This is a genomic window from Streptomyces sp. NPDC037054 (assembly GCF_055606745.1).
Map to the genome: position 1 here is coordinate 165,948 of NZ_JBVJSJ010000006.1, position 26,066 is coordinate 192,013.

A 26,066-nucleotide genomic window follows, 5' to 3' on the forward strand; every position below is an offset into this window, starting at 1 on the left:
GCATGAAGGTCGGCGCGGTCGTCATCACCATGGGCAACCGCCCCGACGAGCTGCGCGCCCTCCTCGACTCGGTCGCCAAGCAGGACGGCGACCGGGTCGAGGTGGTCGTCGTCGGCAACGGCTCCCCGGTGCCCGACGTCCCCGAGGGCGTCCGCACGATCGAGCTGCCCGAGAACCTCGGCATCCCCGGCGGCCGCAACGTCGGCATCGAGGCCTTCGGCCCCGCCGGCCGGGACGTCGACGTGCTGCTCTTCCTCGACGACGACGGCCTGCTCGCCCGGACCGACACCGCCGAGCTGTGCCGGGAGGCGTTCGCCGCCGACCCCGAGCTCGGCATCATCAGCTTCCGCATCGCCGACCCGGACACCGGCGTCACCCAGCGGCGCCACGTGCCGCGGCTGCGGGCCTCCGACCCGATGCGCTCCTCCCGGGTCACCACCTTCCTCGGCGGCGCCAACGCCGTACGCACCGAGGTGTTCGCCGACGCGGGCACCCTGCCGGACGAGTTCTTCTACGCGCACGAGGAAACCGACCTGGCGTGGCGGGCCCTCGACGCGGGCTGGATGATCGACTACCGGTCCGACATGGTGCTGTACCACCCCACGACCGCGCCGTCCCGGCACGCGGTCTACCACCGCATGGTCGCCCGCAACCGCGTCTGGCTGGCCAGGCGGAACCTTCCCGCACCCCTCGTCCCCGTCTACCTCGGCACGTGGCTGCTCCTCACCCTGCTGCGCCGGCCCTCGCGCCCCGCCCTGAAGGCGTGGTTCGGTGGATTCAGGGAAGGCTGGTCGACCCCGTGCGGACCCCGCCGTCCGATGAAGTGGCGTACGGTGTGGCGGCTGACCCGACTGGGCCGGCCTCCGGTGATCTGACAAGCTCGTTCCGACGAGTGTCCGGGCCGCACCGAGGTCCCGGAGCCATGCCATGCCCGCACAGGCTGCGCATCTCGAAGACGAAAGTTTCAACTGGTGAGTGAGACAACGCACGACGGCGGAATCGCGGTGAGCGCGCCTCCGTCGCCCGACGAGGGCCTCCCGGCGGCGCAGCTCGCCGCGAAGTACGGGCTGACCGTGAGCGGCGCCCGGCCGTCCCTGCCCGAGTACGTCCGTCAGCTCTGGGGACGGCGGCACTTCATCTTCGCCTTCTCCCAGGCGAAGCTGACCGCCCAGTACAGCCAGGCCAAGCTGGGCCAGCTCTGGCAGGTCGCGACGCCGCTGCTCAACGCGGCCGTGTACTTCTTCATCTTCGGTCTGCTGCTCGGCGCCCGCGAGGGCATCCCGCACGACATCTACGTGCCGTTCCTGGTGACCGGCGTGTTCGTGTTCACGTTCACCCAGAGCTCGGTGCTCGCCGGGGTGCGCGCCATCTCCGGGAACCTGGGCCTGGTGCGCGCCCTGCACTTCCCGCGGGCCTCACTGCCGATCTCCTTCGCGCTCCAGCAGCTCCAGCAGCTGCTGTTCTCGATGATCGTGCTCGTCGTGATCACGATGGCGTTCGGCTCCATGCCCGACCTGTCCTGGCTGCTGGTCCTGCCGGCGCTGCTGCTCCAGTTCGTCTTCAACACCGGGCTCGCGCTGCTGTTCGCGCGCATGGGCAGCAAGACCCCGGACCTCGCCCAGCTCATGCCGTTCGTGCTGCGTACCTGGATGTACGCGTCGGGCGTGATGTTCAGCATCCCGGCGATGCTCGCCGACAAGGACGTGCCCGGCTGGGTCTCCGACGTCCTGCAGTGGAACCCGGCCGCCATCTACATGGACCTGGTCCGCTTCGCGATGATCGACGGCTACGGCTCCTCGTACCTGCCGCCGCACGTGTGGGCGTTCGCCGCGGGCTGGGCGCTGCTGGCCGGTGTCTTCGGCTTCGTGTACTTCTGGAAGGCGGAGGAGAGGTACGGCCGTGGCTGACCAGAACACCGGGGCACGGGTCCCCACCGTCATCGCGGACGACCTGCACATCGTCTACCGCGTCAACGGCGCCAAGTCCGGCAAGGGCAGCGCCACCGCCGCCCTCAGCCGCATCCTGAAGCGGGGCTCCGACGACGCGGCGCGGGGCGTGCGCAAGGTGCACGCCGTGCGGGGCGTCTCCTTCGTCGCCTACCGGGGCGAGGCCATCGGCCTGATCGGCTCCAACGGCTCCGGCAAGTCGACGCTGCTGCGCGCCATCGCCGGTCTGCTCCCCGCCGAGGAGGGCAAGGTCTACACCGACGGCCAGCCCTCGCTGCTCGGTGTCAACGCGGCCCTGATGAACGACCTCACGGGCGAACGGAACGTCATATTGGGCGGGCTCGCCATGGGCATGTCCCGCGAGGAGATCAAGGAGCGCTACCAGGAGATCGTCGACTTCTCGGGCATCAACGAGAAGGGCGACTTCATCACCCTGCCGATGCGCACCTACTCCTCCGGCATGGCGGCCCGGCTCCGCTTCTCCATCGCCGCCGCGAAGGACCACGACGTCCTGATGATCGACGAGGCGCTGGCGACCGGCGACCGCAAGTTCCAGAAGCGCTCCGAGGCACGGATCCGGGAGCTGCGCAAGGAAGCCGGCACGGTGTTTCTGGTCAGCCACAACAACAAGTCGATCCGCGACACCTGCAACCGCGTCCTGTGGCTGGAGCGCGGTGAACTGCGCATGGACGGCCCGACGGACGAGGTCCTGAAGGAGTACGAGAAGTTCAGCGGCAAGTAGCCGGGACTTGCCGGAACCTGCCGGGCCCTGCCGGAACTTCCCGGCGGGGCCCCGCGTCTGCAAAGGAAACGCCAACTCCGTTCGCCCGCAGGAAGCTTGGGACCGATCGGTGCGTTGTTGTGATGCGCCGGACACCCCCGCGGGCCGGTGTGCGCTGTACAACGTAAGCTGTACCGGTCCCCTAAACGCGGCAAGTGGGGCGATAATGCCCGACACCCTCCATAAGGGCAGTGGCGCGGGAGTCCGGGCGGCGTGTCCGAAATAGTGTGCTTCAGGTCGGCAGTGTAGAACGGGAGATGTGACGGCAATGGTTACGGAAACTCCCCAGCTCCGGGACGCGTGTGCCGTCCGCGCGGAGGGCGTCCGGCGGTGACGGTGACCGGTACGGCGCGCGTCCGCGACACCGGGCGCGGCACCCTCGACACGGAGCGCGGCACGCTCGACAAGGCCGCGGGCGAGAACTTCCCCGTCGCCCCCTTCTTCCTGCCCCGGGCCTGGCGCGCCGACCTCATGGCCGTCTACGGATTCGCCCGCCTCGTCGACGACATCGGCGACGGCGACCTGGCCCCCGGCGGCGCCGACGCCCGCCTGCTCGGCGTCGACCCGGAGCGGGCCGGGGACCGGCTGCTGCTCCTCGACGCCTTCGAGGCCGACCTTCACAGGGTGTTCGAATCGACGCCCCGTCATCCGCTGCTGCGCCGCCTCCAGCCCACCGTCCGCCGCCGCTCGCTGACCCCCGAGCCGTTCCTCGGCCTGATCGCCGCCAACCGCCAGGACCAGCTCGTCAAGCGCTACGAGACCTACGACGACCTCCTCGCGTACTGCGAACTGTCCGCCAACCCGGTCGGCCGCCTGGTCCTCGCCGTCACCGGCACCGCGACACCCGAGCGGATCCGCCGCTCCGACGCGATCTGCACGGCCCTGCAGATCGTCGAGCACCTCCAGGACGTCGCCGAGGACCTCGCCCGCGACCGCGTCTACCTGCCCGCCGAGGACATGGCGCGCTTCCACGTCACCGAGACGGACCTCGCCGCGCGGAGCGCGGGCGCGTCGGTGCGCGCCCTGGTCGCCTTCGAGGCGGCCCGCGCCCGCGCCCTCCTGGACGACGGCGCGCCCCTGGTGAGCAGCGTCCACGGCAGACTGCGGCTGCTGCTCGCCGGATTCGTGGCCGGCGGACGCGCCGCCCTGCACGCGATCGCCGCGGCCCACCACGACGTCCTTCCCGGCCCGCCCAAGTCCGGCAGGCTCCGGCTGCTGCGCGAGGTGGGCGTGACCCTGCGAGGAGAGGGGTGATCCGGACCGTGGAGGCCGCACCGCACGTGTCCGCGCCGGTACTCGCCGCCTACAGCTACTGCGAGGCCGTCACCGGACAGCAGGCCCGGAACTTCGCCTACGGCATCCGGCTCCTGCCGACGCCCAAGCGCCGCGCCATGTCGGCGCTGTACGCGTTCTCCCGCAGGGTGGACGACATCGGCGACGGCGCCCTCGGCGACGACGTCAAGATCGCCCGCCTCGAGGACACCCGGGCGCTGCTCACCCGGGTCCGCGAGGGCGATGTCGACGAGGACGACACCGACCCGGTCGCGGTCGCCCTCACCCACGCGGCCGAGCGGTTCCCGATCCCGCTCGGCGGCCTGGACGAACTGATCGACGGCGTCCTCATGGACGTCCGCGGCGAGACCTACGAGACCTGGGACGACCTGAAGGCCTACTGCCGCTGCGTGGCGGGCGCCATCGGACGCCTCTCGCTCGGCGTGTTCGGCACCGAACCCGGCGCGCGCGGCGCCGAGCGCGCACCCGAGTACGCCGACACGCTCGGCCTCGCCCTCCAGCTCACCAACATCCTGCGGGACGTCCGGGAGGACGCCGAGGGCGGGCGCACCTACCTGCCCGCCGACGATCTCGCCAAGTTCGGCTGCTCGGCCGGGTTCAGCGGTCCGACGCCCCCCGAGGGCTCCGACTTCGCGGGCCTGGTCCACTTCGAGGTGCGCCGCGCCCGCGCCCTGTTCGCCGAGGGCTACCGCCTGCTGCCCATGCTCGACCGGCGCAGCGGCGCCTGCGTCGCCGCCATGGCCGGCATCTACCGCCGGCTGCTGGACCGCATCGAGCGCGACCCGGAGGTCGTGCTGCGCGGCCGGGTCTCGCTGCCCGGACCCGAGAAGGCGTACGTCGCCGTGCGCGGCCTGTCCGGTCTCGACGCCCGGCACGTGTCCCGGCGGACCGTCAGGAGGCGCGTCTGATGGTCCCGGCGGAGGAACCGGTCACCCGAGACGACACCCGGCAGAAGCGGCGGGCAACCCTCCGGTGGCGGTCCGCGTCCCTGACTGAGACGGTCGGTCGTGCACCGTTCCAGCACGGCCGCCGCGCAGGGGAGGCTGCACGATGACCGACGGCACCCGGCCTCACGGACCGCACGCGCAGACCCCGGCCCGCGCCGCGCGGCACGCCGTCGTGGTCGGCGGAGGGCTGGCCGGCGTCACCGCCGCGCTCGCGCTCGCCGACGCGGGCGTGCGCGTGACCCTGCTGGAGGGCAGGCCGCGCCTCGGCGGGCTCGCCTTCTCCTTCCGGCGCGGCGAGCTGACCGTCGACAACGGCCAGCACGTCTACCTGCGCTGCTGCACCGCCTACCGCTGGTTCCTCGACCGGATCGACGCCGCCGCGCTCGCCCCGCTGCAGGACCGCCTCGACGTGCCCGTCGTCGACGCCGCCCGCCCCGCCGGACGCCGGCTGGGCAGGCTGCGCCGCGACGCGCTGCCCGTGCCGCTGCACCTGGGGCGCAGCCTCACCACCTATCCGCACCTGTCGCTCGCCGACCGCGCCCGCGTCGGCCGCGCCGCGCTCGCCCTCAAGGCGCTCGACCTCGCCGATCCGGCCCTGGACGACCAGGACTTCGGCAGCTGGCTGACCGCGCACGGCCAGTCGGCGCGCGCCGTCGAGGCCCTGTGGGACCTGGTCGGCGTCGCCACCCTCAACGCGGTCGCGGGCGACTCCTCCCTGGGGCTCGCCGCGATGGTGTTCAAGACCGGTCTGCTGTCCGACCCGGGCGCCGCCGACATCGGCTGGGCGCGCGTCCCGCTCGGCGACCTGCACGACCGGCTGGCCCGCGAGGCGCTCGACGCCGCGGGCGTGCGCACCGAGGTCCGCGCCCGCGTCACCTCCGTCCGCGCCGACGGCGACGGCCCATGGACCGTGGACCTGTCCGGCGAGAGCCTCCGGGCGGACGCCGTCGTGCTCGCCGTACCGCAGCGCGAGGCGTACGACCTGCTGCCCGCGGGCGCTCTCGACGCACCGGAGCGGCTGCTGGACATCGGCACGGCGCCGATCCTCAACGTCCATGTCGTCTACGACCGGCAGGTGCTCACCAGCCCGTTCTTCGCGGCGCTCGGCACCCCCGTGCAGTGGGTCTTCGACCGCACCGACGCCTCCGGGCTGCGGGACGGCCAGTACCTGGCGGTGTCCCAGTCCGCCGCGCAGGGCGACATCGACCGGCCCGTGGCCGAGCTGCGCGAACGGTACCTGCCCGAGCTGGAGCGGCTGCTGCCCCTCGCGCGCGGCGCGCGCGTGCGGGACTTCTTCGTCACCCGGGAGCGCGCCGCCACGTTCGCTCCCGCCCCCGGCGTCGGGCGTCTGCGGCCCGGCGCCCGCACCAAGGCACCCGGCCTGTACCTGGCCGGAGCGTGGACCGCCACCGGGTGGCCCGCGACCATGGAGAGTGCGGTCCGCAGCGGAGTGGGTGCGGCGGACGCCGCGCTGCGCGCCCTGGGACGGCCCCGCCCCCGTCGTCTCTTCGCGTTCGAGGAGGCGGCGTGATGCCCGGACAGTACGGCGCGGCCCCCCGCACCCCCGGTACCGCAACAAGAGGAGAGACAGTGCCCACAGCGCCCCCGGCCTCCACGGCCGCCCGACGGACCACGGTGGACGTGACCGCGCTCCTGGAGCGCGGCCGCACCCTGGCCACACCGGTGCTGCGGGCCGCCGTCGACCGGCTGGCGCCTCCGATGGACACGGTCGCGGCCTACCACTTCGGCTGGATCGACGCCGACGGCAGGCCCGCGGACGGCGACGGCGGCAAGGCCGTACGCCCCGCCCTGGCCGTGCTCTCCGCCGAGGTCACCGGCGCCGCGCCCGAGACGGGCGTGCCCGGCGCCGTCGCCGTGGAACTCGTCCACAACTTCTCGCTGCTGCACGACGACCTGATGGACGGCGACGAACAGCGCAGGCACCGCGACACCGTCTGGAAGGTGCACGGCCCCGCCCAGGCCATCCTGGTCGGCGACGCCCTCTTCGCCCTGGCCAACGAGGTCCTGCTGGAGGTCGGCACCGTCGACGCCGGCCGCGCCGCCCGACGCCTGGCCACCGCCAGCCGCGCCCTGATCGACGGCCAGGCGCAGGACATCTCCTACGAGCACCGCGACCGGGTCAGCGTCGAGGAGTGCCTGGAGATGGAGGGCAACAAGACGGGCGCCCTGCTGGCCTGTGCCAGCTCCGTGGGCGCCGTGCTCGGCGGCGCGGACGACCGCACCGCCGACGCGCTGGAGAGGTACGGCTACCACCTGGGGCTCGCCTTCCAGGCCGTGGACGACCTCCTCGGCATCTGGGGCGACCCGGACGCCACCGGCAAGCAGACCTGGAGCGACCTGCGCCAGCGCAAGAAGTCCCTGCCGGTGGTGGCCGCGCTCGCGGCGGGCGGCGCCGCCTCCGAGCGGCTCGGGGAACTGCTCACCGCCGACGCCAAGAGCAGCGACTTCGCGAGCTTCTCCGAGGAGGAGTTCGCGGCCCGCGCCGAGCTCATCGAGCGGGCCGGCGGCCGCGACTGGACCGCCGAGGAAGCACGTCGTCAGCACACCATCGCCATCGAAGCTTTGGACGCCGTCGCCATGCCCGAGCAGGTCCGGGACCGGTTCACGGCGCTCGCCGACTTCGTCGTCGTACGAAAGAGATGATCACTATCGGTCGAATAGCCCTCGCGTAGTCGCCGGCCGGTGTTGCGGGGAGAGACAGGAACACCGGCCGACGGCGGACCCACAGCAGACGCACCGATTGCAGCACTGCACGAAGGGGAAGCCATGACAGCGACGACCGACGGAAGCACCGGGGCCGCCCTGCCGGCCCGCGCTGCCGCGGCCAGCGAAACCGACATCGACATCGACATCCCGATCCCCGAGGCGGCCGGGGGACCAGAAGCCGCCACGCGCGCCGTGCGACGCGCCACCGACTTCCTGCTCTCCCGGCAGGACGCGCAGGGCTGGTGGAAGGGCGACCTCGAGACGAACGTCACGATGGACGCCGAGGACCTGCTCCTGCGTCAGTTCCTCGGCATCCGCGACGCGGACACCACCCGCGCCGCCGCCCTCTTCATCCGCGGCGAACAGCGCGACGACGGCACCTGGGCCACGTTCCACGGCGGGCCCGGTGAACTCTCCACCACCATCGAGGCGTACGTCGCGCTGCGGCTGGCCGGCGACCCGCCCGACGCGCCGCACATGGCGAAGGCGTCCGCCTGGGTCCGCGAGCGGGGCGGCATCGCCGCCTCCCGCGTCTTCACCCGGATCTGGCTCGCCCTGTTCGGCTGGTGGAAGTGGGAGGACCTGCCCGAACTCCCGCCGGAACTCATCTACTTCCCCCCGTGGGTCCCGCTCAACATCTACGACTTCGGCTGCTGGGCCCGGCAGACCATCGTGCCGCTCACGATCGTCTCCGCGAAGCGCCCGGTGCGTCCCGCGCCCTTCCCGCTGGACGAACTGCACACCGACCCCGCCGACCCCAACCCCGCCAAACCGCTCGCGCCCGCGGCGAGTTGGGACGGCGTCTTCCAGCGGCTCGACAAGGGCCTGCACGTACTGCGCAGGATCGCGCCGCGCCGGCTGCGCCGGGCCGCCATGAACACCGCGGCCCGCTGGATCATCGAGCGGCAGGAGAACGACGGCTGCTGGGGCGGCATCCAGCCGCCCGCCGTGTACTCGATCATCGCCCTGCACCTGCTGGGCTACGACCTCGGGCACCCCGTGATGCGCGCGGGACTGGAGTCCCTGGACCGCTTCGCCGTGTGGCGCGAGGACGGCGCCCGGATGATCGAGGCCTGCCAGTCCCCGGTGTGGGACACCTGCCTCGCGACCATCGCGCTCGCCGACGCGGGCGTCCCCGCGGACCACCCGCAACTGGTCAAGGCCGCCGACTGGATGCTCGGCGAACAGATCGTGCGGCCCGGCGACTGGTCCGTACGGCGTCCCGGACTGCCGCCCGGCGGCTGGGCGTTCGAGTTCCACAACGACAACTACCCCGACATCGACGACACCGCCGAGGTGGTCCTCGCGCTGCGCCGCGTCGCCCACCACGACCCGGAGCGGGTGGAGCGGGCCATCGCGCGCGGGGTGCGCTGGAACCTCGGCATGCAGTCGAGGAACGGCGCGTGGGGCGCGTTCGACGTCGACAACACCAGCCCCTTGCCGAACCGGCTGCCGTTCTGCGACTTCGGCGAGGTCATCGACCCGCCGTCCGCCGACGTCACCGCGCACGTCGTCGAGATGCTCGCCGTGGAGGGGCTCACCCACGATCCGCGCACCCGGCGCGGCATCGAGTGGCTGCTCGCCGAACAGGAGCCGGACGGCTCGTGGTTCGGGCGCTGGGGCGTCAACTACGTCTACGGCACCGGCTCCGTCGTGCCCGCCCTGACGGCCGCCGGCCTGCCCACCTCGCACCCGGCGATCCGGCGGGCCGTGACGTGGCTGGAGTCCGTGCAGAACGACGACGGCGGCTGGGGCGAGGACCTGCGCTCCTACAAGTACGCCGAGGAGTGGAGCGGACGCGGCGCCTCCACCGCCTCGCAGACCGCTTGGGCGCTGATGGCGCTGCTGGCGGCGGGGGAGCGGGAGTCGCCCGCCGTCGAACGCGGCGTCGCCTGGCTCGTCGCGACCCAGCGGGAGGACGGCTCCTGGGACGAGCCGTACTTCACCGGCACCGGCTTCCCCTGGGACTTCTCCATCAACTACCACCTGTACCGGCAGGTCTTCCCGCTCACCGCGCTCGGCCGGTACGTGCACGGCGAGCCGTTCGCCGGCAGGGACCGCGCGACCGCGGCCGGGACGGCGCGCGTCGAGGCCGAGGGCAGCTGATGAGCCCGCGGCCCGACCCGGCCCCGCTGCTGATCGCCTGCGCGCTCGGCATCGAGCACCTCGCGCTGCGCACGGGCGACCGCGGCGGGGCCGGCGGGCCGGTCACCGTGCTGCGCACGGGCATGGGCCCGGCGGCGGCCGAGCGGGCCGTCGGCCGGGCCCTCGCCGACCCGGCGTTCGCCGACGCCGCCGTGCTCGCCACGGGCTTCTGCGCGGGCCTCGCGCCCGGCATGCACCCCGGTGACCTGGTGGTCGCCGAGGAGACCCGGGACCCGCGCGGCACCACGCCGTGCGCCGGCACCGACCTGCTGGTCAAGGAGCTGGCGCGGGCCGTGCCCGGCCGGACCGTCCACACCGGGCCGCTCACCGGCTCCGACCACGTCGTCCGCGGCGCCGCGCGTGCCGCACTGCTCACCACCGGAGCGATCGCGGTGGACATGGAGTCCGCGGCCACGCTGCTGAGCGCGGTGCGCGCCGGTGCCCGCCCGGTTGCCGCCGTCCGAGTGGTCGTGGACGCCCCGGAGCACGAACTCGTCCGGATCGGCACAGTGCGCGGTGGAATATCGGCTTTCCGTGTTCTTCGCTCCGTACTTCCCGCATTCTTCGAATGGCACCGTTCCCTGCTGCTCCCCCGGAGGTGAGCCAGATGGCCATGCCGCTGCGCCAGTCCATCAAGGTCGCTACTTACCTGGCCGAACAGAAGCTCCGCAGGCGGGACAAGTTCCCCCTCATCGTCGAGCTGGAGCCGCTCTTCGCCTGCAACCTGAAGTGCGAGGGCTGCGGCAAGATCCAGCACCCGGCGGGGGTGCTCAAGCAGCGCATGCCGGTCGCCCAGGCGGTGGGCGCGGTGCTGGAGTCCGGCGCGCCGATGGTGTCCATCGCCGGCGGAGAGCCCCTGATGCACCCTCAGATCGACGAGATCGTCAGGCAGTTGGTCGCGAAGAGGAAATACGTCTTCCTGTGCACCAACGCCATGCTGCTGCGCAGGAAGATGGACAAGTTCACGCCCTCGCCGTACTTCGCGTTCGCCGTGCACATCGACGGGCTGCGCGAGCGGCACGACGAGTCGGTGGCGAAGGAGGGCGTGTTCGACGAGGCGGTGGCGGCCATCAAGGAGGCCAAGCGGCGCGGCTTCCGAGTCACCACCAACTCGACGTTCTTCAACACCGACACCCCGCAGACGATCATCGAGGTCCTCGACTACCTCAACGACGACCTCAAGGTGGACGAGATGATGATCTCGCCCGCCTACGCCTACGAGAAGGCGCCCGACCAGGAGCACTTCCTGGGCGTGGAGCAGACCCGCGAGCTGTTCAAGAAGGCCTTCGCGGGCGGCAACCGGCGCCGCTGGCGGCTCAACCACTCCCCGCTGTTCCTCGACTTCCTGGAGGGCAAGGTCGACTTCCCGTGCACGGCGTGGGCGATCCCGAACTACTCGCTGTTCGGCTGGCAGCGGCCCTGCTACCTGATGAGCGACGGGTACGTGCCGACGTACCGGGAGCTGATCGAGGACACCGACTGGGACAAGTACGGCCGGGGCAAGGACCCGCGCTGCGCCAACTGCATGGCGCACTGCGGCTACGAGCCGACCGCCGTCCTCGCCACCATGGGCTCCCTGAAGGAATCGCTGCGCGCCATGCGCGAGACCGTCGCGCCGAGCGGCGGGTGACGACGATGACCGCTGTGCCCCTGGGCATGCCCGCACCGCCGGCCCGGCCGGTCGCCGAGCGGCGCGCCTCGCGGCGGATCCAGGTCGGCCCGGTGGCGGTCGGGGGCGGCGCCCCGGTGTCGGTGCAGTCGATGACGACGACCCGTACGTCGGACATCGGCGCCACCCTCCAGCAGATCGCCGAACTCACCGCCACGGGCTGCGAGATCGTGCGCGTGGCCTGCCCCACGCAGGACGATGCCGACGCCCTCGCGACGATCGCCCGCAAGTCGCAGATCCCGGTCATCGCCGACATCCACTTCCAGCCGAAGTACGTCTTCGCGGCCATCGAGGCCGGCTGCGCCGCGGTCCGCGTGAACCCGGGCAACATCAAGCAGTTCGACGACAAGGTGCGCGAGATCGCCAAGGCGGCCAAGGACCACGGCACGCCGATCCGCATCGGCGTCAACGCGGGCTCCCTGGACCGCCGGCTGCTCCAGAAGTACGGCAAGGCCACCCCCGAGGCCCTCGTCGAGTCCGCGCTGTGGGAGGCGTCCCTCTTCGAGGAGCACGACTTCCGCGACATCAAGATCTCGGTGAAGCACAACGACCCGGTCGTGATGATCGAGGCCTACCGCCGGCTCGCCGCCCAGTGCGACTACCCCCTCCACCTCGGCGTCACCGAGGCCGGCCCGGCCTTCCAGGGCACCATCAAGTCGGCCGTCGCCTTCGGCGCGCTGCTCTCCCAGGGCATCGGCGACACCATCAGGGTGTCGCTGAGCGCGCCGCCCGCCGAGGAGGTCACGGCCGGCCTCCAGATCCTCCAGTCGCTCGGACTCAGACAGCGGCACCTGGAGATCGTGTCGTGCCCGTCCTGCGGGCGCGCCCAGGTCGACGTCTACAAGCTGGCCGACGAGGTCACCGCCGGCCTGGACGGCATGGACGTGCCCCTGCGGGTCGCGGTGATGGGCTGCGTCGTGAACGGTCCGGGCGAGGCGCGCGAGGCCGACCTCGGCGTGGCCTCCGGCAACGGCAAGGGACAGATCTTCGTCAGGGGCGAGGTCGTCAGGACCGTCCCCGAGTCGAAGATCGTGGAGACGCTCATCGAGGAAGCGATGAGGATCGCCGAACAGATGGAGCAGGACGGCGTCGCGGCGGGGGAGCCGGCCGTCACCGTGAGCTGAACAGCACGGACCGAAGGGGGCCCGAGCGTGACGATTCTGGAGAACATCCGGGGACCACACGACCTCATGTCGCTGTCCGAGCCGGAACTCGGCCAACTGTCCGACGAGATCCGGGAGTTCCTGGTGCACGCGGTGTCCAGGACCGGCGGTCACCTCGGGCCCAACCTGGGCGTGGTGGAACTCACCGTCGCCCTGCACCGGGTCTTCGAGTCACCCACCGACCGCATCCTGTGGGACACCGGACACCAGAGCTACGTCCACAAGCTGCTGACGGGGCGTCAGGACTTCTCCAAGCTGCGCGGCAAGGGCGGCCTGTCCGGCTACCCCTCGCGCGAGGAGTCCGAGCACGACGTCATCGAGAACAGCCACGCCTCGACCGCGCTCGGCTGGGCCGACGGACTCGCCAAGGCGCGCGAGGTGCGGGGCGAACTGGGGCACGTCGTCGCGGTGATCGGCGACGGCGCCCTGACCGGCGGCATGGCGTGGGAGGCGCTGAACAACATCGCGGCCGCCAAGGACCGGCCGCTGATCGTCGTCGTCAACGACAACGAACGGTCCTACGCCCCGACCATCGGCGGCCTCGCCCACCACCTCGCCGCGCTGCGCACCACCGACGGCTACGAGAAGGTGCTGGCCTGGGGCAAGGACGTCCTCCAGCGCACCCCCGTGGTCGGCGGCACCGTCTACGAGGCGCTGCACGGCGCGAAGAAGGGCTTCAAGGACGCGTTCGCCCCGCAGTGCCTGTTCGAGGACCTGGGCCTGAAGTACGTCGGCCCGATCGACGGACACGACACCCGGGCCGTCGAGTCGGCGCTGCGCCGCGCGAAACGCTTCCACGGGCCGGTCCTGGTGCACGTCCTCACGGAGAAGGGCCGCGGCTACGAACCCGCCCTCGCGAACGAGGAGGACCACTTCCACACCGTCGGCGTGATGGACCCGCTGACCTGCGCGCCGCTCACTCCGTCGGCCGGACCGTCCTGGACCTCGGTGTTCGGCGAGGAGATCGTCCGCATCGGCGAGGAACGCGACGACGTCGTGGCGATCACGGCGGCCATGCTGCACCCGGTGGGCCTCGGCGCGTTCGCCGAGCGGTTCCCGGACCGGGTGTGGGACGTCGGCATCGCCGAACAGCACGCGGCCGTCTCGGCGGCGGGCCTGGCGACCGGCGGACTCCACCCCGTCGTCGCCGTCTACGCCACCTTCCTCAACCGCGCCTTCGACCAGCTGCTGATGGACGTCGCCCTGCACAAGTGCGGCGTCACCTTCGTCCTGGACCGGGCCGGCGTCACCGGCGTCGACGGGGCCTCCCACAACGGCATGTGGGACCTGTCCGTCCTCCAGGTCGTCCCCGGCCTCAGGATCGCCGCGCCCCGCGACGCGGCCCAACTGCGGGCCCAGTTGCGGGAGGCGGTCGCCGTGCACGACGCGCCGACCCTGGTCCGCTTCCCCAAGGAGTCCGTGGGCCCCGAGATCCCGGCCGTGGACCGGGTGGGCGGCCTCGACGTCCTGCACCGGGCGCCGGGCCGGCCGGAGGTCCTGCTGGTCGCCGTCGGCGTGATGGCGCCCGTCTGCCTGCGGGCCGCCGAGCTGCTGGAGGCCCGCGGCATCGGCTGCACCGTCGTGGACCCGCGCTGGGTCAAGCCCGTCGACCCCGCGCTGCCCCCGCTCGCCGCCGAACACCGCCTGGTGGCCGTCGTGGAGGACAACAGCCGCGCGGCCGGGGTGGGGTCGGCCGTCGCGCTGGCCCTGGGCGACGCCGAAGTGGACGTGCCCGTACGGCGGTTCGGCGTCCCGGAGCAGTTCCTCGCGCACGCCAAACGGGCCGAGGTGCTCGCCGACATCGGCCTCACGCCCGTCGAGATCGCGGGCCGGATCAGCGCGAGCCTGGCCGTCAAGGAAGAGCTGTCCAAGGAGCAACCGCAATGACCACCGCGGAATCCGCGTCGCCGTCGTCGCCGCAGGCCGGGGAGTTCGACCTCGGCGCGCTGCTGGCCGAACGCGGAGCCGAGCGCTACGAGCTGCACACCCGGCACCTCAACCACCAGCTCCCGCGCATGCTGCACACCATCGGCTTCGACAAGGTCTACGAGCGCGCCGAGGGCGCCTACTTCTGGGACGCCGACGGCAACGACTACCTGGACATGCTCGCCGGGTTCGGCGTGATGGGCCTGGGCCGGCACCACCCCGTGGTCCGCAAGGCGCTGCACGACGTCCTCGACCTCGACCTCGCCGACCTCACCCGGTTCGACTGCCAGCCCCTGCCCGGACTCCTGGCCGAGCGGCTGCTGGCGCACAGCCCGCACCTGGACCGTGTCTTCTTCGGCAACAGCGGCACCGAAGCCGTCGAAGGCGCCCTGAAGTTCGCCCGCTGCGCAACCGGCAGGCCGCGCGTGCTGTACTGCGAGCACGCCTTCCACGGCCTGACCACCGGCTCCCTGTCGGTGAACGGCGAGGCCGGCTTCCGGGACGGCTTCGCCCCGCTGCTGCCCGACACGGCCGTGCCCCTCGGCGATCTCGACGCGCTGGAAAGGGAGTTGCGCAAGGGAGACGTCGCCGCGCTGGTTGTCGAGCCGATCCAGGGCAAGGGCGTGCACGAGGCGCCGCCCGGCCATCTGCGCGCCGCCCAGGAACTGCTGCACCGGCACAAGGCACTCCTCATCGCCGACGAGGTGCAGACCGGCCTCGGCCGCACCGGCGACTTCTACGCGTACCAGCACGAGGAGGGCGTCGAGCCGGACCTGGTGTGCGTGGCGAAGGCCCTGTCCGGCGGCTACGTGCCGGTCGGTGCCACGCTGGGCAAGGACTGGATCTTCAAGAAGGTCTACTCCTCGATGGACCGCGTGCTGGTCCACTCGGCGAGCTTCGGGGCCAACGCCCAGGCCATGGCGGCGGGCCTCGCCGTACTGTCCGTGCTGGAGAACGAGCAGATCGTGGCGGGCGTCCGCACCACCGGCGAGCTGCTGAGGTCCCGGCTGGCGGCACTGGTGGACCGGTATGAAATGCTCGCCGACGTCCGCGGCCGGGGCCTGATGATCGGCATCGAGTTCGGCCGGCCGCGCTCGCTGAAGCTGCGCAGCCGGTGGGCCATGCTCCAGGCCGCCCGCAAGGGACTGTTCGCGCAGATGGTGGTCGTGCCGCTGCTCCAGAAGCACCGTATCCTCACCCAGGTCTCCGGCGACCACATGGAGGTCATCAAGCTCATCCCGCCGCTGATCATCGGCGAGCGGGAGGTCGACCGGTTCGTCGACGCCTTCACCGCGGTCATGGACGACGCGCACGACGGCGGGCTGATCTGGGACTTCGGCAGGACCCTGGTGAAGCAGGCGATCGCCAACCGCTGACGGCCGCCGCCCCGGCCGGGCGACCGCAAGGGTCTCGCGCCGGGGCTTTTGCCTCTGAGGCAAGAAATTTGCCCGAGAGGCAAGGCTCGGGCTGAATGGACGCATGAGCCACCCCGAGTCCGACCCGCCGGACGGGCCGCCCGAGGCGGGGCCGCTCGTCGCGCCCCGGCTTCGCGCCCTGCGCCGCCGCGCGGGCCTCACCCTGGAGGCCGCGGCCCGCGCCGCCGCCCTGTCGCCCGCCCATCTGTCCCGGCTGGAGACGGGGCAGCGCCAGCCGTCCCTGCCGATGCTGCTGGCCCTCGCCCGCATCTACGGTACGACGGTCTCCGAGCTGCTCGGCGAGCGGGCCGCCGAACGGGACGCCGTCGTCCGGGCCGCCGACATGGAGCCGACGGCGGCGGGCGGCTGGACGTACTGGCAGGCAGGGGCGCCCGGACGCGGCATGCAGGCCCTGCGGGTCCGCGTGCCGTACGGGGCGCAGGGCGACATCGTGCGCGTCCATCCCGGCGAGGAGTGGCTGCACGTGCTCAAGGGCCGGCTGCGGCTGCGCCTCGGCGACACCCTGCACCGGCTCGACCCGGGGGACAGCGCGCACTTCGACTCGCTGACCCCGCACCGCATCGCCGCGGACGGCCCGGACGGGGTCGAGCTCCTCTTCGTCCACACCCTGCTGCAGAGCCCCACGGCCACGCTGTGCCTGGGCCCGATCACCGGAGCGACGCCATGAGCGACATCGAGGAGAAGTTCCCGCGCGCCCTGTGGGTGCGGCTGTTCATCTACATCGCCGTGGGGCACGTCTTCGCCGCGTTCGTCTGGCTGCTCTTCGAGGTCGGCGCCAAGTAGCTCCGCCGCCGCCCCGGCCGGGACGTCAGTCGAGGAGGCGTTCGCGCAGCCGCTCCCGGGTCTCGGGTGTGACCCCGAGGCCCTGCTCCAGATAGGCCTCCACGCCGCCCCAGGTCTCCTCGATCGTCTCGAAGGCCGCCGTGAGGTACTCGGCGCGCGCGTCGAAGAGGGGGTTGAGCAGCTCCATGACCTCGGGGGAGTAGGCCGAGGCCGACGTGCCGCTGCGGCGCACCTTGTAGCGGCGGTGCTTGGCGTTGGACTTCAGGTAGTCCTCGACGATCGCGTCCCGCTCGACGCCCACGGCCAGCAGGGTCACCGCGACGGACAGGCCCGCGCGGTCCTTGCCCGCCGCGCAGTGCATCAGAGCCGGGACGCTGTCCTCGGCGAGCGCCCGCAGCACCCGGGAGTGCTCCGCGGTGCGCTCCTTGATGATCATCCGGTACGAGGCGATCATGCGGTCCGCGCCCTTGCCGTCCGACAGGATCGCGCGCAGCTGGTCGAGGTCGCCGTCGCGCACCATCTTCCAGAACTCGGCACCGTCGGCCGGGTCGCTCAGCGGCAGGTTCACATTGCGCACGCCCGGCAGCTCGACGTCCGGGCCCTCGAGCTTCTGGTCGGCCGCGTTGCGGAAGTCGAAGATCGTGTGCAGGCCGAGGGAGGCGAGGAAGGCGGCGTCCTCCTGCGTCGCGTGCGCGAGGTGGCCGCTGCGGAACAGCACGCCGTGCCGCACCCGGCGGCCGTCCACGGTCGGCAGTCCGCCGACGTCACGGAAGTTGCGCACTCCGGCCAGCTCGGGCTCGGTCGACGGGACCTGCTGCGTCACGAGGGCTCCTCCCACTCGGCCCCGACGGCGCGGCTCACCGACGGGCACGTGTCGACGATACGACACGCCCACCGGGCCATAAGAGAGGGACGCATCACCCCCGTCAGCTGCAAACAGGATGAAATCGGGCACCCTTTTGCCGGTGAGCCTCTATGTCGCCCAGTGGGTCATTAGTCCGAATCGAGTGTTTGGGTATAACGCGCCCCGATAGCAAGGGAGATGGGGTGTGGTGCGTGAGCAGCGTCATAATCGTGACGATCCGCTGTCGCCATGTTCACGTAATTCAGGTGCATTTCCTGGGGATTGAAGAAGAGCGAAAGATCCTTAATCCACGCTCGGTGACCGGAAAAGTCCCGAACGGCCGCCGGTAAAGCGTCCGCAGGCATTCCCGGGCTTGTCCCCGTGCCATCCGGTCGCTTACGTTCGCCACCGATCCGGACGGACGCCTAATCCTGCCGCCGCCCGGAAGCCCGCACACACTGACCCGTGTACGGCAGGAGCGGGGGACCCACAGGTACAACCGCCTGTTCCGGTCTCCGGAACTGGCTTGGGGTGAAGTCGCGCAGCAGACGCGGCCGGGCATCTCCAGCCCGAACCCGACAGCTCACCTCGTAGGCGCCGGAGAGGAATTCGCCATGCCCGCGAAGGGTAAGCACCGCCGTACGAAGTCACAGCGTTTCACCCGATCCATCGCCGTCGCCGGAACCGGCGGCGCCGCACTCGCGCTTCCGCTTCTCGGGGCCACCGGCGCCAACGCCGCCCCCGCGCAGCCGGTTTCCGAAAAGGCCGTTCAGTCCCTTCCGGTGGCGCAGAACAAGGCCCCCGAGAAGAGCGCCGCGAAGAACTCCGCCCCGCGGACCTACACTGTCAAGGGCGGCGACTACCTTTCGAAGATCGCCGACGAGCAGAATGTCAGCGGCGGCTGGAAGAAGCTGTACGAGGACAACCGCGAGACCGTCGGAAGCGACCCCTCGCTGATCCTCCCGGGCCAGAAGCTGGCCCTGGGCAAGAAGGCCGCGACGACCACCGCCAAGCCGTCGGCCGAGTCGCCTTCGTCTGCTTCTTCCGGTTCGTCGACGAAGTCGTCCGCCTCCGAGTCGTCCGCGTCGAAGTCGTCGTCCTCCGACTCCTCCGCCTCGCCGTCGGCCAACGCCGCGGCGCCGGCCGCGCAGTCCTCCGGCTTCACGCTCCCCGTCTCCGGCTCCGGCGTCGGCACCGCCTACAAGGTCGCCGGCAGCATGTGGTCCAGCGGCTACCACACCGGCGTCGACTTCGTCGTCCCGACCGGCACGTCCCTGAAGGCCGTCGGCGCCGGCACCGTCGTCTCCGCCGGCTGGGCGGGCGCGTACGGCAACCAGGTCGTCATCAAGCTCAGCGACGGCCACTACGCCCAGTACGCCCACCTGTCCTCCCTGTCGGTCTCGGCCGGTCAGAGCGTGACCGCGGGCCAGCAGGTCGGCCTCTCCGGCTCGACCGGCAACTCGACCGGTCCGCACCTGCACTTCGAGATCCGGACCACGCCGGACTACGGCTCGGACGTGGACCCGATGGCGTACCTGCGCTCGCACGGCGCCCCCGGCGCCTGACGCACCGGCCGCCCCTCGGCGCGGCCACCCGCCTGACACGCGGCCGAAGGCCGGACCCCGATCCCCGGGTCCGGCCTTCGGCGTTCCCGTTCCCGTTCCCGTTCCCGGCGCGTGAACCCGCCCCATAACCCGCCCCGTCTATTCCCGAGTTGACCAAGACTTCAGGCGTGGCTTATCTCACCGTCCGTCAACCCCTGCCTACGGTCGCGTAGGTCACATTCGACGGTGAAAAATGGATCGATGTGGCAGACGATTCGAAGAATGACAGCAGATCAGTGATCGGGTCGTACGTGGCGGTGGGGGACAGCTTCACCGAGGGCGTGGGCGACCCCGGCCCCGACGGGGCGTTCGTCGGCTGGGCCGACCGCTTCGCGGTACTGCTCGCCGACCGGCGGCCCGAGGGCGACTTCCAGTACACCAACCTCGCCGTGCGCGGAAAACTGCTCGACCAGATCGTCGCGGACCAGCTCCCCAGGGCGGTGGAACTCGCCCCGGACCTGGTCTCCTTCTGCGCCGGGGGCAACGACATCCTGCGGCCCGGCACCGACCCCGACGAGGTGGCCGAGCGGTTCGAGCGGGCGGTCGCCGCGCTCACCGCCGTCGCGGGCACCGTGATGGTGACGACCGGCTTCGACACCCGGACCATGCCCGTCCTCAGGCACCTGCGCGGCAAGATCGCCACCTACAACGGTCACGTCCGTGCCGTCGCGGACCGGTACGGCTGCCCCGTGCTCGACCTGTGGTCCCTGAAGAGCATCCAGGACCGCAGGGCGTGGGACGCGGACCGGCTGCACCTCTCCCCGGAGGGGCACACCCGCGTGGCGCTGCGCGCGGGCCAGGTCCTCGGCCTGGAGATCCCGGCCGACCCGGAGCAGCCCTGGCCGCCGCTGCCGCCGCGCGGCACGCTGGAGATCCGGCGCGACGACGTGCACTGGGCGCGGGAGTACCTGGTGCCGTGGATCGGGCGCCGGCTGCGCGGCGAGTCCTCCGGGGACCATGTGACGGCCAAGGGCATGCTGTCGCCGGACGACATCAGGATGCGGATCGCCCCGGTGGCCTGAGGGGGGCGACGGCGGGGCAGTGCGCGTGGAAAGGGCGGTGGCGGGGCGGCACGAGCGGCCACTCGGACGGGCGTCTCGCCGCTCCGCCGGTCCGGCGGGCGTCCCACCGTCCCGTCACCCTGGCGGGGTGTCCCGTCGCTCCGTCACCGCGGCGGGTGTCTGGCCGCGCTGCCCCCTGAGGGCGTCGACCCGGCGGACGTCCTGCCGCCCTGTCACCCCGGCTGGCGTCACACCGCTCCGTCACCGCCGTGGGCGTCTCAGCGCTCCGCTGCCGTCAACTCCTCCGGTGCGAGGTCCAGTTCGCGGGCGAGGGCCGCGTCGGCCCACTGTTGGGCGCGGGCCGGGGAGAGCGTGCCCGGGTAGGACGTGAGCTGGACGGCGAGCCCGTCGAGCAGCGCGGTGAGGCGCAGCGCCGCGCCCGCGGGGTCGGCGCAGCGGAACTCGCCCGCGGTCACGCCCTCCGCGATGACCTCGGCGATCGCCGCCTTCCAACGCCGGTCCAGGTCGCCCGTCACCTCGCGCAGCACCGGCTCGCGCAGGGCCGCCGCCCAGCCCTCGATCCACAGCCGCCAGCCCTTGGCCTGCCCGGTCGGGGCGTACCACCGCACGACGGCCCGCAGTCGGCGCAGCGCCGTCGTGCGGCGGCCGAGCAGGGCGCGCAGCCGGGCGAGGTCGTCCTCGGCGGCGTGCTCGAAGGCGGCGGCGACCAGCTTCTCCTTCGAGGAGAAGTGGTACAGCACGAGGGCGTTGCTCACCCCGAGCGCGGCGGCCACGTCGGCGATCCGGACGGCGACCACGCCGCGCGCCTCGATCTGCTCGACGGCGGCCCGCATGATCTCGGCGCGCCGCTCCGCGACGCCCAACCGCACTCTCGCCACGACGTCACCCTAGCGCTGTGACCGGGAGGGTTCGCCGGCTCGCGCCGCCCGGCACGGCACCGTGCCGCGTCGTCGCGCCGCCCGCGTACACCCAGGGTGCCGGAGACGCTCCGCCCTGCGGCGCACCGCTCGCGCGCGGCCCGCGTGGACCACAGGACGCCGCGGGCCACCCGGCGGACCTTCCCGGCCACATCACTAGCGGTACCAGCCGAACCGCTCGGCGATCGCTTCCAGCCGCTCCTCGGCGACGGCGTGGGCGGCGGCCCGCGGACTCGTCGCGTCTGCCGCCGCACGGCCCAGCACCCCGTCCACCAGGTCCCGCATCGAGCGGCGCACGCGCGCGAACGCCTCGTCCGGGTCCGCGCCGATGTCCCCGAACAGCGTCCACCACCACCAGGCGTTGGTGCCGGAGTTCACCACCACGTCCGGCAGTACGGTCACACCGCGCGCGGCCAGCAGTTCCTCCGCGTCCGGCAGCACGGGCATGTTGGCCGCCTCGACGACGAGGCGGGCGGTGATCCGCGCCTCGTTGGAGACGTCCACGGCGTACGACACCGCCGCCGGCACCAGTACCTCCGCGTCGGCGGACAGCCAGGCGTCCGGGGGCAGTTCGCGGTCGCGGGCCCGCAGCGCGCCGCGGTCCACCGTGCCGTGCGAGTCCCGCGCGGCGAGCAGCGCCTCCACGTCGAGGCCTTCGGGGTTGACGATGGTGCCCTTGACGTCGGCCACCGCGACCACCGTCAGTCCCGCCCGCGCCAGGAACCGGGCGGTGGCCCCGCCCATCGTGCCGAGCCCCTGCAACGCGACACGGGTACCGGCGTACGGCACTCCCGCCCGGTCCAGCGCGGTGAGCGTGGCCTCGGCGACCCCGCAGCCGCCGACCAGCTCGCCGAGCCCGATGCCGTCCACCTCCACGGCGAAGGCGTCCGCGAGCCGGCGCCGGGCGGCCGACTCGTCGTCCAGCAGCGGGTACACCGCCTGCACCGACGAGACGAGCCCGGCCTCGACGGCCGCCCGGTCCACCGTGTCCTGGCTGAGCCCGAGGTCCTCACCCGTGGTCCAGCAGCACTCCACGTACGGCCGCACCGCCCGCAGGTAGCGCACCAGCAGCCCGTACGCCTCGGGGTCCCGGGGGTCGCAGTCGATGCCGCCCTTGGCGCCGCCCAGCGGGACGTACCGCGCCCGCGGGTCGTAGTGCAGCGCCTCCTTCATGGACATGCCATGCGCAAGTCCGGCGACCTCCTCGGCCGTGCAGCCCTCGCGCATCCGCAGGCCCCCGCTGGCCACCCCGCGCACCAGCCGGTCCACGACCAGGAAGCCCCGGCGACCGGTGATGTGGTCGGTCCAGGTGAGGGACAACAAAGGGCTGGCCACGGGGTCTCCTGACACGGGAAAAGGGCTGGTCCGTAAGGGGGTGGTCTACTGAACCGCGGGTCAGCATCGCCGGGAGCGGCCCCCCTGTCAACGTACGCAGACGCGGCGCGCACCGTGGGCCGGAATGTGACGGAGCGGGACCGGCGGTGTCGGTGGGGCCGCCCATAATGGATGTCTGACGACTCCACCTGGAGGTACCGTGGCCGGTTTCCGTTTCCCGGGCTCCGGGCTCCGCGCGCTGCGGCCCGCGGCGTTCGGCGCGGACCCGAGCGGCGAGCGCATGGCGCGCATCCGCAGATCGCCGCACTTCAAGGACGGTGTCTTCCAGAACCCAGGAGGCGTCGCCCGGACCCGCCCGTCCGGCTCGGCACGCTCCTTCGCCAAGGTCTACTTCGACAAGGAGGCCCGCCCCCGCCGGTCACCCCGCGGCGCCATTCCCCTGCACACCACGACGGCCGCCGACCTCGCCCAGGCCCCCGCGACCGGCCTCCGGCTGACGTGGATCGGTCATTCCAGCGTGCTCGCGGAGATCGACGGACAGCGCGTGCTGTTCGACCCGGTGTGGGGCGAGCGCTGCTCCCCGTTCCCGTTCGCCGGTCCCCGGCGGCTGCACCCCGTGCCCCTGCCCCTGGCCGCGCTCGGCCCCGTCGACGTCGTCGTGATCTCCCACGACCACTACGACCACCTGGACATGCCCACGATCAAGGCGCTGGCCGGCACGGACACGGTGTTCGCCGTGCCACTGGGCGTCGGCGCCCACCTGGAGCGCTGGGGCGTGTCCGCGGACCGGCTGCGCGAGCTGGACTGGCACGAGTCGACGCGGGTCGGCGGACTGACCCTGACGGCCACCCCGGCACGCCACTTCTGCGGGCGTGGCATCAGCAACACCCAGCACACGCTGTGGGCGTCGTGGGTCGTCGCCGGTGAGCGGCACCGCGTCTTCCACAGCGGCGACACCGGCTACTTCGAGGGCTTCAAGGACATCGGCGCCGCGCACGGGCCGTTCGACGCGACGATGATCCAGATCGGGGCCTACAGCGCGTTCTGGCCGGACATCCACATGACCCCGGACGAGGGCGTCCGCTCCCACCTGGACCTCCAGGGCGGCAGCCCGGCCGGGGTGCTGCTGCCCATCCACTGGGGCACGTTCAACCTCGCCCCGCATCCGTGGGCGGAGCCGGGGGAGTGGACGAGGGACGCGGCCGAGGAGGCCGGCCAGGCGGTGGCGCTTCCCCGTCCCGGTGAGCCGTTCGAGCCCGGAGGGACGCTGCCCTCGGATCCCTGGTGGCGTGGGGTGTCCCATCCGATCGATCGTCCGTGGCGCAGGCCGGAGCAGGTGGAGGATCCCGGCGGGTCTCCCGGGCGCGATCTCGACCTGGCGGGCGATCGGTGAGAGCGGGTGGGGAGCCGCACCCGGGGATTTCCTGGAGGCCGATCGGCGCTCCCCAGCGCACCGCGGCCGGCGCCAGCCTGCGGGTGATCCGGGCCAGTTCGGCTTCCACGGTCACCGGGACCGCCGCCCGGCGGCGGCGCACCGCGCGCAGGACCTGGGCGGCCGCCTTCTCCGGTGGGTAGCCGCGGCGTGCGTACAGGCCGGTGACCTTCTCCTGGCGGGCGGCCTGGTCCTGCGCCGGGCCCCGAGAAGGTCGTCGTCCGAGTGATGTCGGTCTGCACGATGCCGGGGCAGACGGTGCTGACGCCGATCTTCTCGGCGGCCAGTTCGGCGCGCAGGCAGTCGGACAGCATGAACACCGCGGACTTGCGTCACCGTGATCGTCCGCGGTGGCCCATGCCGTGTGGTCGGCGAGGCGATCCGGAAGAAGCCCTCCGGCCGCTCCGGCCGCTCAGGCCGGCGGGTCCTTCCGCCAGGTCCACTGCGCGTCGGGCGGCTCCTCGCCCAGAACGCGGAGCGAGTCCGTGGAGATCCGGGCAAGCCGGTCGACCTCGTCGAGGCCGAACCACATCTCGTGATTCTCCGAGCGCCCGCTGCGCGGCGGGTGGGTGTCCGGGTCGGACCAGCCGAGCGACAGCAGCCGCTGCTTCTGCGCCTCGGTCGTCTTCCGGTACGCCGACGAGACGCATTCGGCGCCGAACCCGTCGTCCCACCTCATGAACTGCACGTAACGCCCGGTCTCCTGCCGGGCCTTGGGGCGCCGCTGCCACCAGCGCCGCCCCGGGGCGGCGGGCACCGGCGCCGGCTCGGGATCGGGCTCGGAGACCACCAGGGTGTCCCCCGCACGCATACCGGCCACTTCCGCCCGCAGCCGGTCACGGAACTCGTTCCACGCCTCGTCCATCGGGCCAACGTACCGGCACCGATCGGTGAGTCACCCCACATGGGCCTTTCGCTGGATCAGCGCGAGGGGAGAACCGGTCGCGCGCCGTCGACCGGCAGCGGCACCGCCCAACGCACGCGGTCGGCGGCGCGTCCAGGCCGGGGTGGTCCGGAGCGGGGTGGACGGCGGCCGGTTGTCAGGGCCAGGTGCGCAGGGTCTGCCCGATGCGGGCTGCCGCCGCGGCGTGGCCGAACAGCCCCGGCAGGCCGCCGGTGTGCAGCAGGACCGTGCGCTCTCCGGGCCGGATGCCGCCGTCGCGCACCGCCGCCATCAGACCCGCGGCGGCGCGTCCGGTGTAGACCGGGTCCAGGACGACGCCTTGGGTGCGTGCCGTCGTGGTGACGGCGTCCAGCACGGGTTCGTGCAGGACCCCGTACGCCTCGCCCACCTGGTCGCTTCGTACGCGCAGGTGCCCGGGCGCCACCGGGCTGCCGGTGAGCTCCGAGGCGAACGCGGCGGCTGCGGAGGCCGGGTCGGGCAGCGCGCCTACGTCGACGCCGAGGACCCGTTCGGGTCCGAGGGCGGCGACCAGGCCGGCCATCGTGCCGCCGGAGCCGAGAGCGGTGACGACGTGCCGGACGGCGGGCTGCTGGGCGAGGATCTCCTCGCCCGCCTCGCGGTAGCCCCGGGCTCCCAGGGGGCCGGATCCGCCGAACGGCACCAGATACGGTGCCGCTCCCCGTTCACGGAGCTCGGCGCAGGTCCTCTCGGCCTGTCCGGCCAGCTCGGTGAGGGCCGCGTCGCCGGCCCACACGATGCGTGCGGCGAGGGCGGCGTCCAGGAGCAGGTTCCCGCCCGGCTGGTCCGGGCGGCCGTGGCCCGGCATGACCAGCACCACGTCCAGGCCCGCCCGGGCTCCTGCTGCGGCGGTGAGCCGGGCGTGGTTGCTCTGCGGGCCTCCGGTGGTGACCAGGGTGTCCGCCCCGTGCCGCAGGGCGTCAGCGATCAGCCACTCCAGCTTGCGGACCTTGTTTCCGCCGCCGCCGAGTCCGGTCAGGTCGTCCCGTTTGATCCACAGATCGTCGGGTTCCAGGCCGATCGCCCGGGCCAGTCGGCGTGCCGGCTCCATCGGCGTGGGCCACGCCGACAACGTCAGCTTCTCCACCACGTACTCCCTCATCCGCCTGATGAGCGCGTTGACCGGTGTGATCAGCACGCCGGCGCTCGCGCCGGTCCTGATTGTCGCCGCACC

The 26,066-nt window shown here is 72.5% G+C and carries 24 protein-coding genes and 1 riboswitch; of the genes, 19 read left to right on the forward strand and 5 right to left on the reverse strand.

Annotated elements, in window-relative coordinates; translation table 11 throughout:
- Positions 1 to 2 precede the first annotated feature (2 nt).
- The 16 genes from ACZ7D7_RS16440 to ACZ7D7_RS16515 all read left to right on the forward strand — a co-directional run bounded on the left by ACZ7D7_RS16440 (position 3) and on the right by ACZ7D7_RS16515 (position 16,816).
- Complete coding sequence (locus tag ACZ7D7_RS16440) at positions 3 to 875, forward strand: glycosyltransferase family 2 protein (protein WP_470825341.1); 873 nt, start codon at positions 3 to 5, stop codon at positions 873 to 875.
- A gap of 96 nt (positions 876 to 971) precedes the next feature.
- On the forward strand, positions 972 to 1,907 hold the full coding sequence (locus tag ACZ7D7_RS16445) for an ABC transporter permease (RefSeq protein WP_470824991.1): 936 nt from the start codon (positions 972 to 974) through the stop codon (positions 1,905 to 1,907).
- On the forward strand, positions 1,900 to 2,688 hold the full coding sequence (locus ACZ7D7_RS16450; RefSeq protein ID WP_470824992.1) for an ABC transporter ATP-binding protein: 789 nt from the start codon (positions 1,900 to 1,902) through the stop codon (positions 2,686 to 2,688). The genes ACZ7D7_RS16445 and ACZ7D7_RS16450 overlap by 8 nt, the downstream gene beginning before the upstream one ends.
- A gap of 369 nt (positions 2,689 to 3,057) precedes the next feature.
- Positions 3,058 to 3,981, forward strand: a complete 924-nt coding sequence (hpnC, locus tag ACZ7D7_RS16455) for a squalene synthase HpnC (protein WP_470824993.1) — start codon at positions 3,058 to 3,060, stop codon at positions 3,979 to 3,981.
- On the forward strand, positions 3,978 to 4,928 hold the full coding sequence (gene hpnD, locus ACZ7D7_RS16460) for a presqualene diphosphate synthase HpnD (RefSeq protein WP_470824994.1): 951 nt from the start codon (positions 3,978 to 3,980) through the stop codon (positions 4,926 to 4,928). Before hpnC ends, hpnD begins: the two co-directional genes overlap by 4 nt.
- Entirely contained in the window at positions 4,928 to 5,074 is a 147-nt protein-coding gene (locus ACZ7D7_RS16465; protein WP_470824995.1) for a DUF6380 family protein, read from the forward strand. The genes hpnD and ACZ7D7_RS16465 overlap by 1 nt, the downstream gene beginning before the upstream one ends.
- Entirely contained in the window at positions 5,071 to 6,498 is a 1,428-nt protein-coding gene (hpnE, locus tag ACZ7D7_RS16470) for a hydroxysqualene dehydroxylase HpnE (protein ID WP_470824996.1), read from the forward strand. The genes ACZ7D7_RS16465 and hpnE overlap by 4 nt, the downstream gene beginning before the upstream one ends.
- Positions 6,498 to 7,631 (forward strand): polyprenyl synthetase family protein, encoded by a 1,134-nt coding sequence (locus ACZ7D7_RS16475; protein ID WP_470825343.1) that lies wholly within the window; start codon positions 6,498 to 6,500, stop codon positions 7,629 to 7,631. The genes hpnE and ACZ7D7_RS16475 overlap by 1 nt, the downstream gene beginning before the upstream one ends.
- A 123-nt stretch (positions 7,632 to 7,754) precedes the next feature.
- Positions 7,755 to 9,800: a squalene--hopene cyclase gene (gene shc / locus ACZ7D7_RS16480; RefSeq protein ID WP_470824997.1), complete on the forward strand. Its 2,046-nt coding sequence runs from the start codon at positions 7,755 to 7,757 to the stop codon at positions 9,798 to 9,800.
- Positions 9,800 to 10,441, forward strand: coding sequence for a phosphorylase family protein (locus ACZ7D7_RS16485; RefSeq protein WP_470824998.1), 642 nt, complete (start codon positions 9,800 to 9,802; stop codon positions 10,439 to 10,441). Before shc ends, ACZ7D7_RS16485 begins: the two co-directional genes overlap by 1 nt.
- A 5-nt stretch (positions 10,442 to 10,446) precedes the next feature.
- Complete coding sequence (gene hpnH, locus ACZ7D7_RS16490) at positions 10,447 to 11,469, forward strand: adenosyl-hopene transferase HpnH (protein WP_470825000.1); 1,023 nt, start codon at positions 10,447 to 10,449, stop codon at positions 11,467 to 11,469.
- 5 nt (positions 11,470 to 11,474) lie between these two features.
- Entirely contained in the window at positions 11,475 to 12,632 is a 1,158-nt protein-coding gene (gene ispG, locus ACZ7D7_RS16495) for a flavodoxin-dependent (E)-4-hydroxy-3-methylbut-2-enyl-diphosphate synthase (protein ID WP_470825002.1), read from the forward strand.
- Positions 12,633 to 12,659: 27 nt separating this feature from the next.
- Positions 12,660 to 14,558 (forward strand): 1-deoxy-D-xylulose-5-phosphate synthase, encoded by a 1,899-nt coding sequence (dxs, locus tag ACZ7D7_RS16500; RefSeq protein WP_470825004.1) that lies wholly within the window; start codon positions 12,660 to 12,662, stop codon positions 14,556 to 14,558.
- Positions 14,555 to 15,973: an aspartate aminotransferase family protein gene (locus tag ACZ7D7_RS16505; protein ID WP_470825005.1), complete on the forward strand. Its 1,419-nt coding sequence runs from the start codon at positions 14,555 to 14,557 to the stop codon at positions 15,971 to 15,973. The genes dxs and ACZ7D7_RS16505 overlap by 4 nt, the downstream gene beginning before the upstream one ends.
- Positions 15,974 to 16,076: 103 nt before the next feature.
- A complete protein-coding gene (locus tag ACZ7D7_RS16510) occupies positions 16,077 to 16,700 on the forward strand; it encodes a helix-turn-helix domain-containing protein (RefSeq protein ID WP_470825006.1) in 624 nt (207 codons plus the stop codon).
- On the forward strand, positions 16,697 to 16,816 hold the full coding sequence (locus ACZ7D7_RS16515; protein ID WP_470825007.1) for a DUF6126 family protein: 120 nt from the start codon (positions 16,697 to 16,699) through the stop codon (positions 16,814 to 16,816). Before ACZ7D7_RS16510 ends, ACZ7D7_RS16515 begins: the two co-directional genes overlap by 4 nt.
- Before the next feature lie 25 nt (positions 16,817 to 16,841).
- Here the strand turns inward: ACZ7D7_RS16515 and ACZ7D7_RS16520 are convergent, their stop codons facing one another.
- Positions 16,842 to 17,639, reverse strand: coding sequence for a tyrosine-protein phosphatase (locus ACZ7D7_RS16520; RefSeq protein ID WP_470825009.1), 798 nt, complete (start codon positions 17,637 to 17,639; stop codon positions 16,842 to 16,844).
- A gap of 467 nt (positions 17,640 to 18,106) precedes the next feature.
- Positions 18,107 to 18,272, forward strand: a riboswitch (cyclic di-AMP (ydaO/yuaA leader).
- Between the two features lie 2 nt (positions 18,273 to 18,274).
- On the opposite strand from ACZ7D7_RS16520, the gene ACZ7D7_RS16525 reads away from it, so the two are divergent.
- Positions 18,275 to 19,225 carry a M23 family metallopeptidase gene (locus tag ACZ7D7_RS16525; RefSeq protein WP_470825010.1) on the forward strand — a complete coding sequence of 317 codons (951 nt, stop codon included), beginning with the start codon at positions 18,275 to 18,277 and terminating at the stop codon, positions 19,223 to 19,225.
- 275 nt (positions 19,226 to 19,500) lie between these two features.
- Positions 19,501 to 20,286, forward strand: coding sequence for an SGNH/GDSL hydrolase family protein (locus ACZ7D7_RS16530; RefSeq protein ID WP_470825344.1), 786 nt, complete (start codon positions 19,501 to 19,503; stop codon positions 20,284 to 20,286).
- Positions 20,287 to 20,543: 257 nt separating this feature from the next.
- Here ACZ7D7_RS16530 and ACZ7D7_RS16535 read toward each other — a convergent pair whose 3' ends face one another.
- Both ACZ7D7_RS16535 and ACZ7D7_RS16540 read right to left on the reverse strand, forming a co-directional pair.
- The gene (locus tag ACZ7D7_RS16535; RefSeq protein ID WP_470825012.1) at positions 20,544 to 21,164 is read right to left on the reverse strand and encodes a TetR/AcrR family transcriptional regulator; all 621 of its coding nucleotides are present in this window, start codon (positions 21,162 to 21,164) and stop codon (positions 20,544 to 20,546) included.
- Positions 21,165 to 21,359: 195 nt separating this feature from the next.
- The gene (locus tag ACZ7D7_RS16540) at positions 21,360 to 22,538 is read right to left on the reverse strand and encodes a glutamate dehydrogenase (RefSeq protein WP_470825013.1); all 1,179 of its coding nucleotides are present in this window, start codon (positions 22,536 to 22,538) and stop codon (positions 21,360 to 21,362) included.
- Between the two features lie 199 nt (positions 22,539 to 22,737).
- Between ACZ7D7_RS16540 and ACZ7D7_RS16545 the strand changes: the two genes are divergently transcribed.
- Positions 22,738 to 23,931 carry an MBL fold metallo-hydrolase gene (locus ACZ7D7_RS16545; protein WP_470825014.1) on the forward strand — a complete coding sequence of 398 codons (1,194 nt, stop codon included), beginning with the start codon at positions 22,738 to 22,740 and terminating at the stop codon, positions 23,929 to 23,931.
- 451 nt (positions 23,932 to 24,382) lie between these two features.
- On the opposite strand, the gene ACZ7D7_RS16550 is transcribed toward ACZ7D7_RS16545, so the two are convergent.
- On the reverse strand, positions 24,383 to 24,835 hold the full coding sequence (locus ACZ7D7_RS16550) for a TY-Chap domain-containing protein (protein WP_470825015.1): 453 nt from the start codon (positions 24,833 to 24,835) through the stop codon (positions 24,383 to 24,385).
- Between the two features lie 175 nt (positions 24,836 to 25,010).
- Positions 25,011 to 26,030 carry a pyridoxal-phosphate dependent enzyme gene (locus tag ACZ7D7_RS16555; protein ID WP_470825017.1) on the reverse strand — a complete coding sequence of 340 codons (1,020 nt, stop codon included), beginning with the start codon at positions 26,028 to 26,030 and terminating at the stop codon, positions 25,011 to 25,013.
- Positions 26,031 to 26,066 lie beyond the last annotated feature (36 nt).

Excerpts from the sequence above, each read along its gene's own strand:
- hpnH (WP_470825000.1), top strand. The coding sequence starts at position 10,447 with ATGGCCATGCCGCTGCGCCAGTCCATCAAGGTCGCTACTTACCTGGCC.
- ACZ7D7_RS16440 (WP_470825341.1), top strand. The coding sequence starts at position 3 with ATGAAGGTCGGCGCGGTCGTCATCACCATGGGCAACCGCCCCGACGAG.
- ispG (WP_470825002.1), top strand. The coding sequence starts at position 11,475 with ATGACCGCTGTGCCCCTGGGCATGCCCGCACCGCCGGCCCGGCCGGTC.
- ACZ7D7_RS16510 (WP_470825006.1), top strand. The coding sequence starts at position 16,077 with ATGAGCCACCCCGAGTCCGACCCGCCGGACGGGCCGCCCGAGGCGGGG.
- ACZ7D7_RS16515 (WP_470825007.1), top strand. The coding sequence starts at position 16,697 with ATGAGCGACATCGAGGAGAAGTTCCCGCGCGCCCTGTGGGTGCGGCTG.
- ACZ7D7_RS16485 (WP_470824998.1), top strand. The coding sequence starts at position 9,800 with ATGAGCCCGCGGCCCGACCCGGCCCCGCTGCTGATCGCCTGCGCGCTC.
- shc (WP_470824997.1), top strand. The coding sequence starts at position 7,755 with ATGACAGCGACGACCGACGGAAGCACCGGGGCCGCCCTGCCGGCCCGC.
- ACZ7D7_RS16475 (WP_470825343.1), top strand. The coding sequence starts at position 6,498 with ATGCCCGGACAGTACGGCGCGGCCCCCCGCACCCCCGGTACCGCAACA.
- ACZ7D7_RS16525 (WP_470825010.1), top strand. The coding sequence starts at position 18,275 with ATGCCCGCGAAGGGTAAGCACCGCCGTACGAAGTCACAGCGTTTCACC.
- ACZ7D7_RS16505 (WP_470825005.1), top strand. The coding sequence starts at position 14,555 with ATGACCACCGCGGAATCCGCGTCGCCGTCGTCGCCGCAGGCCGGGGAG.
- hpnE (WP_470824996.1), top strand. The coding sequence starts at position 5,071 with ATGACCGACGGCACCCGGCCTCACGGACCGCACGCGCAGACCCCGGCC.
- ACZ7D7_RS16465 (WP_470824995.1), top strand. The coding sequence starts at position 4,928 with ATGGTCCCGGCGGAGGAACCGGTCACCCGAGACGACACCCGGCAGAAG.
- ACZ7D7_RS16550 (WP_470825015.1), bottom strand. The coding sequence starts at position 24,835 with ATGGACGAGGCGTGGAACGAGTTCCGTGACCGGCTGCGGGCGGAAGTG.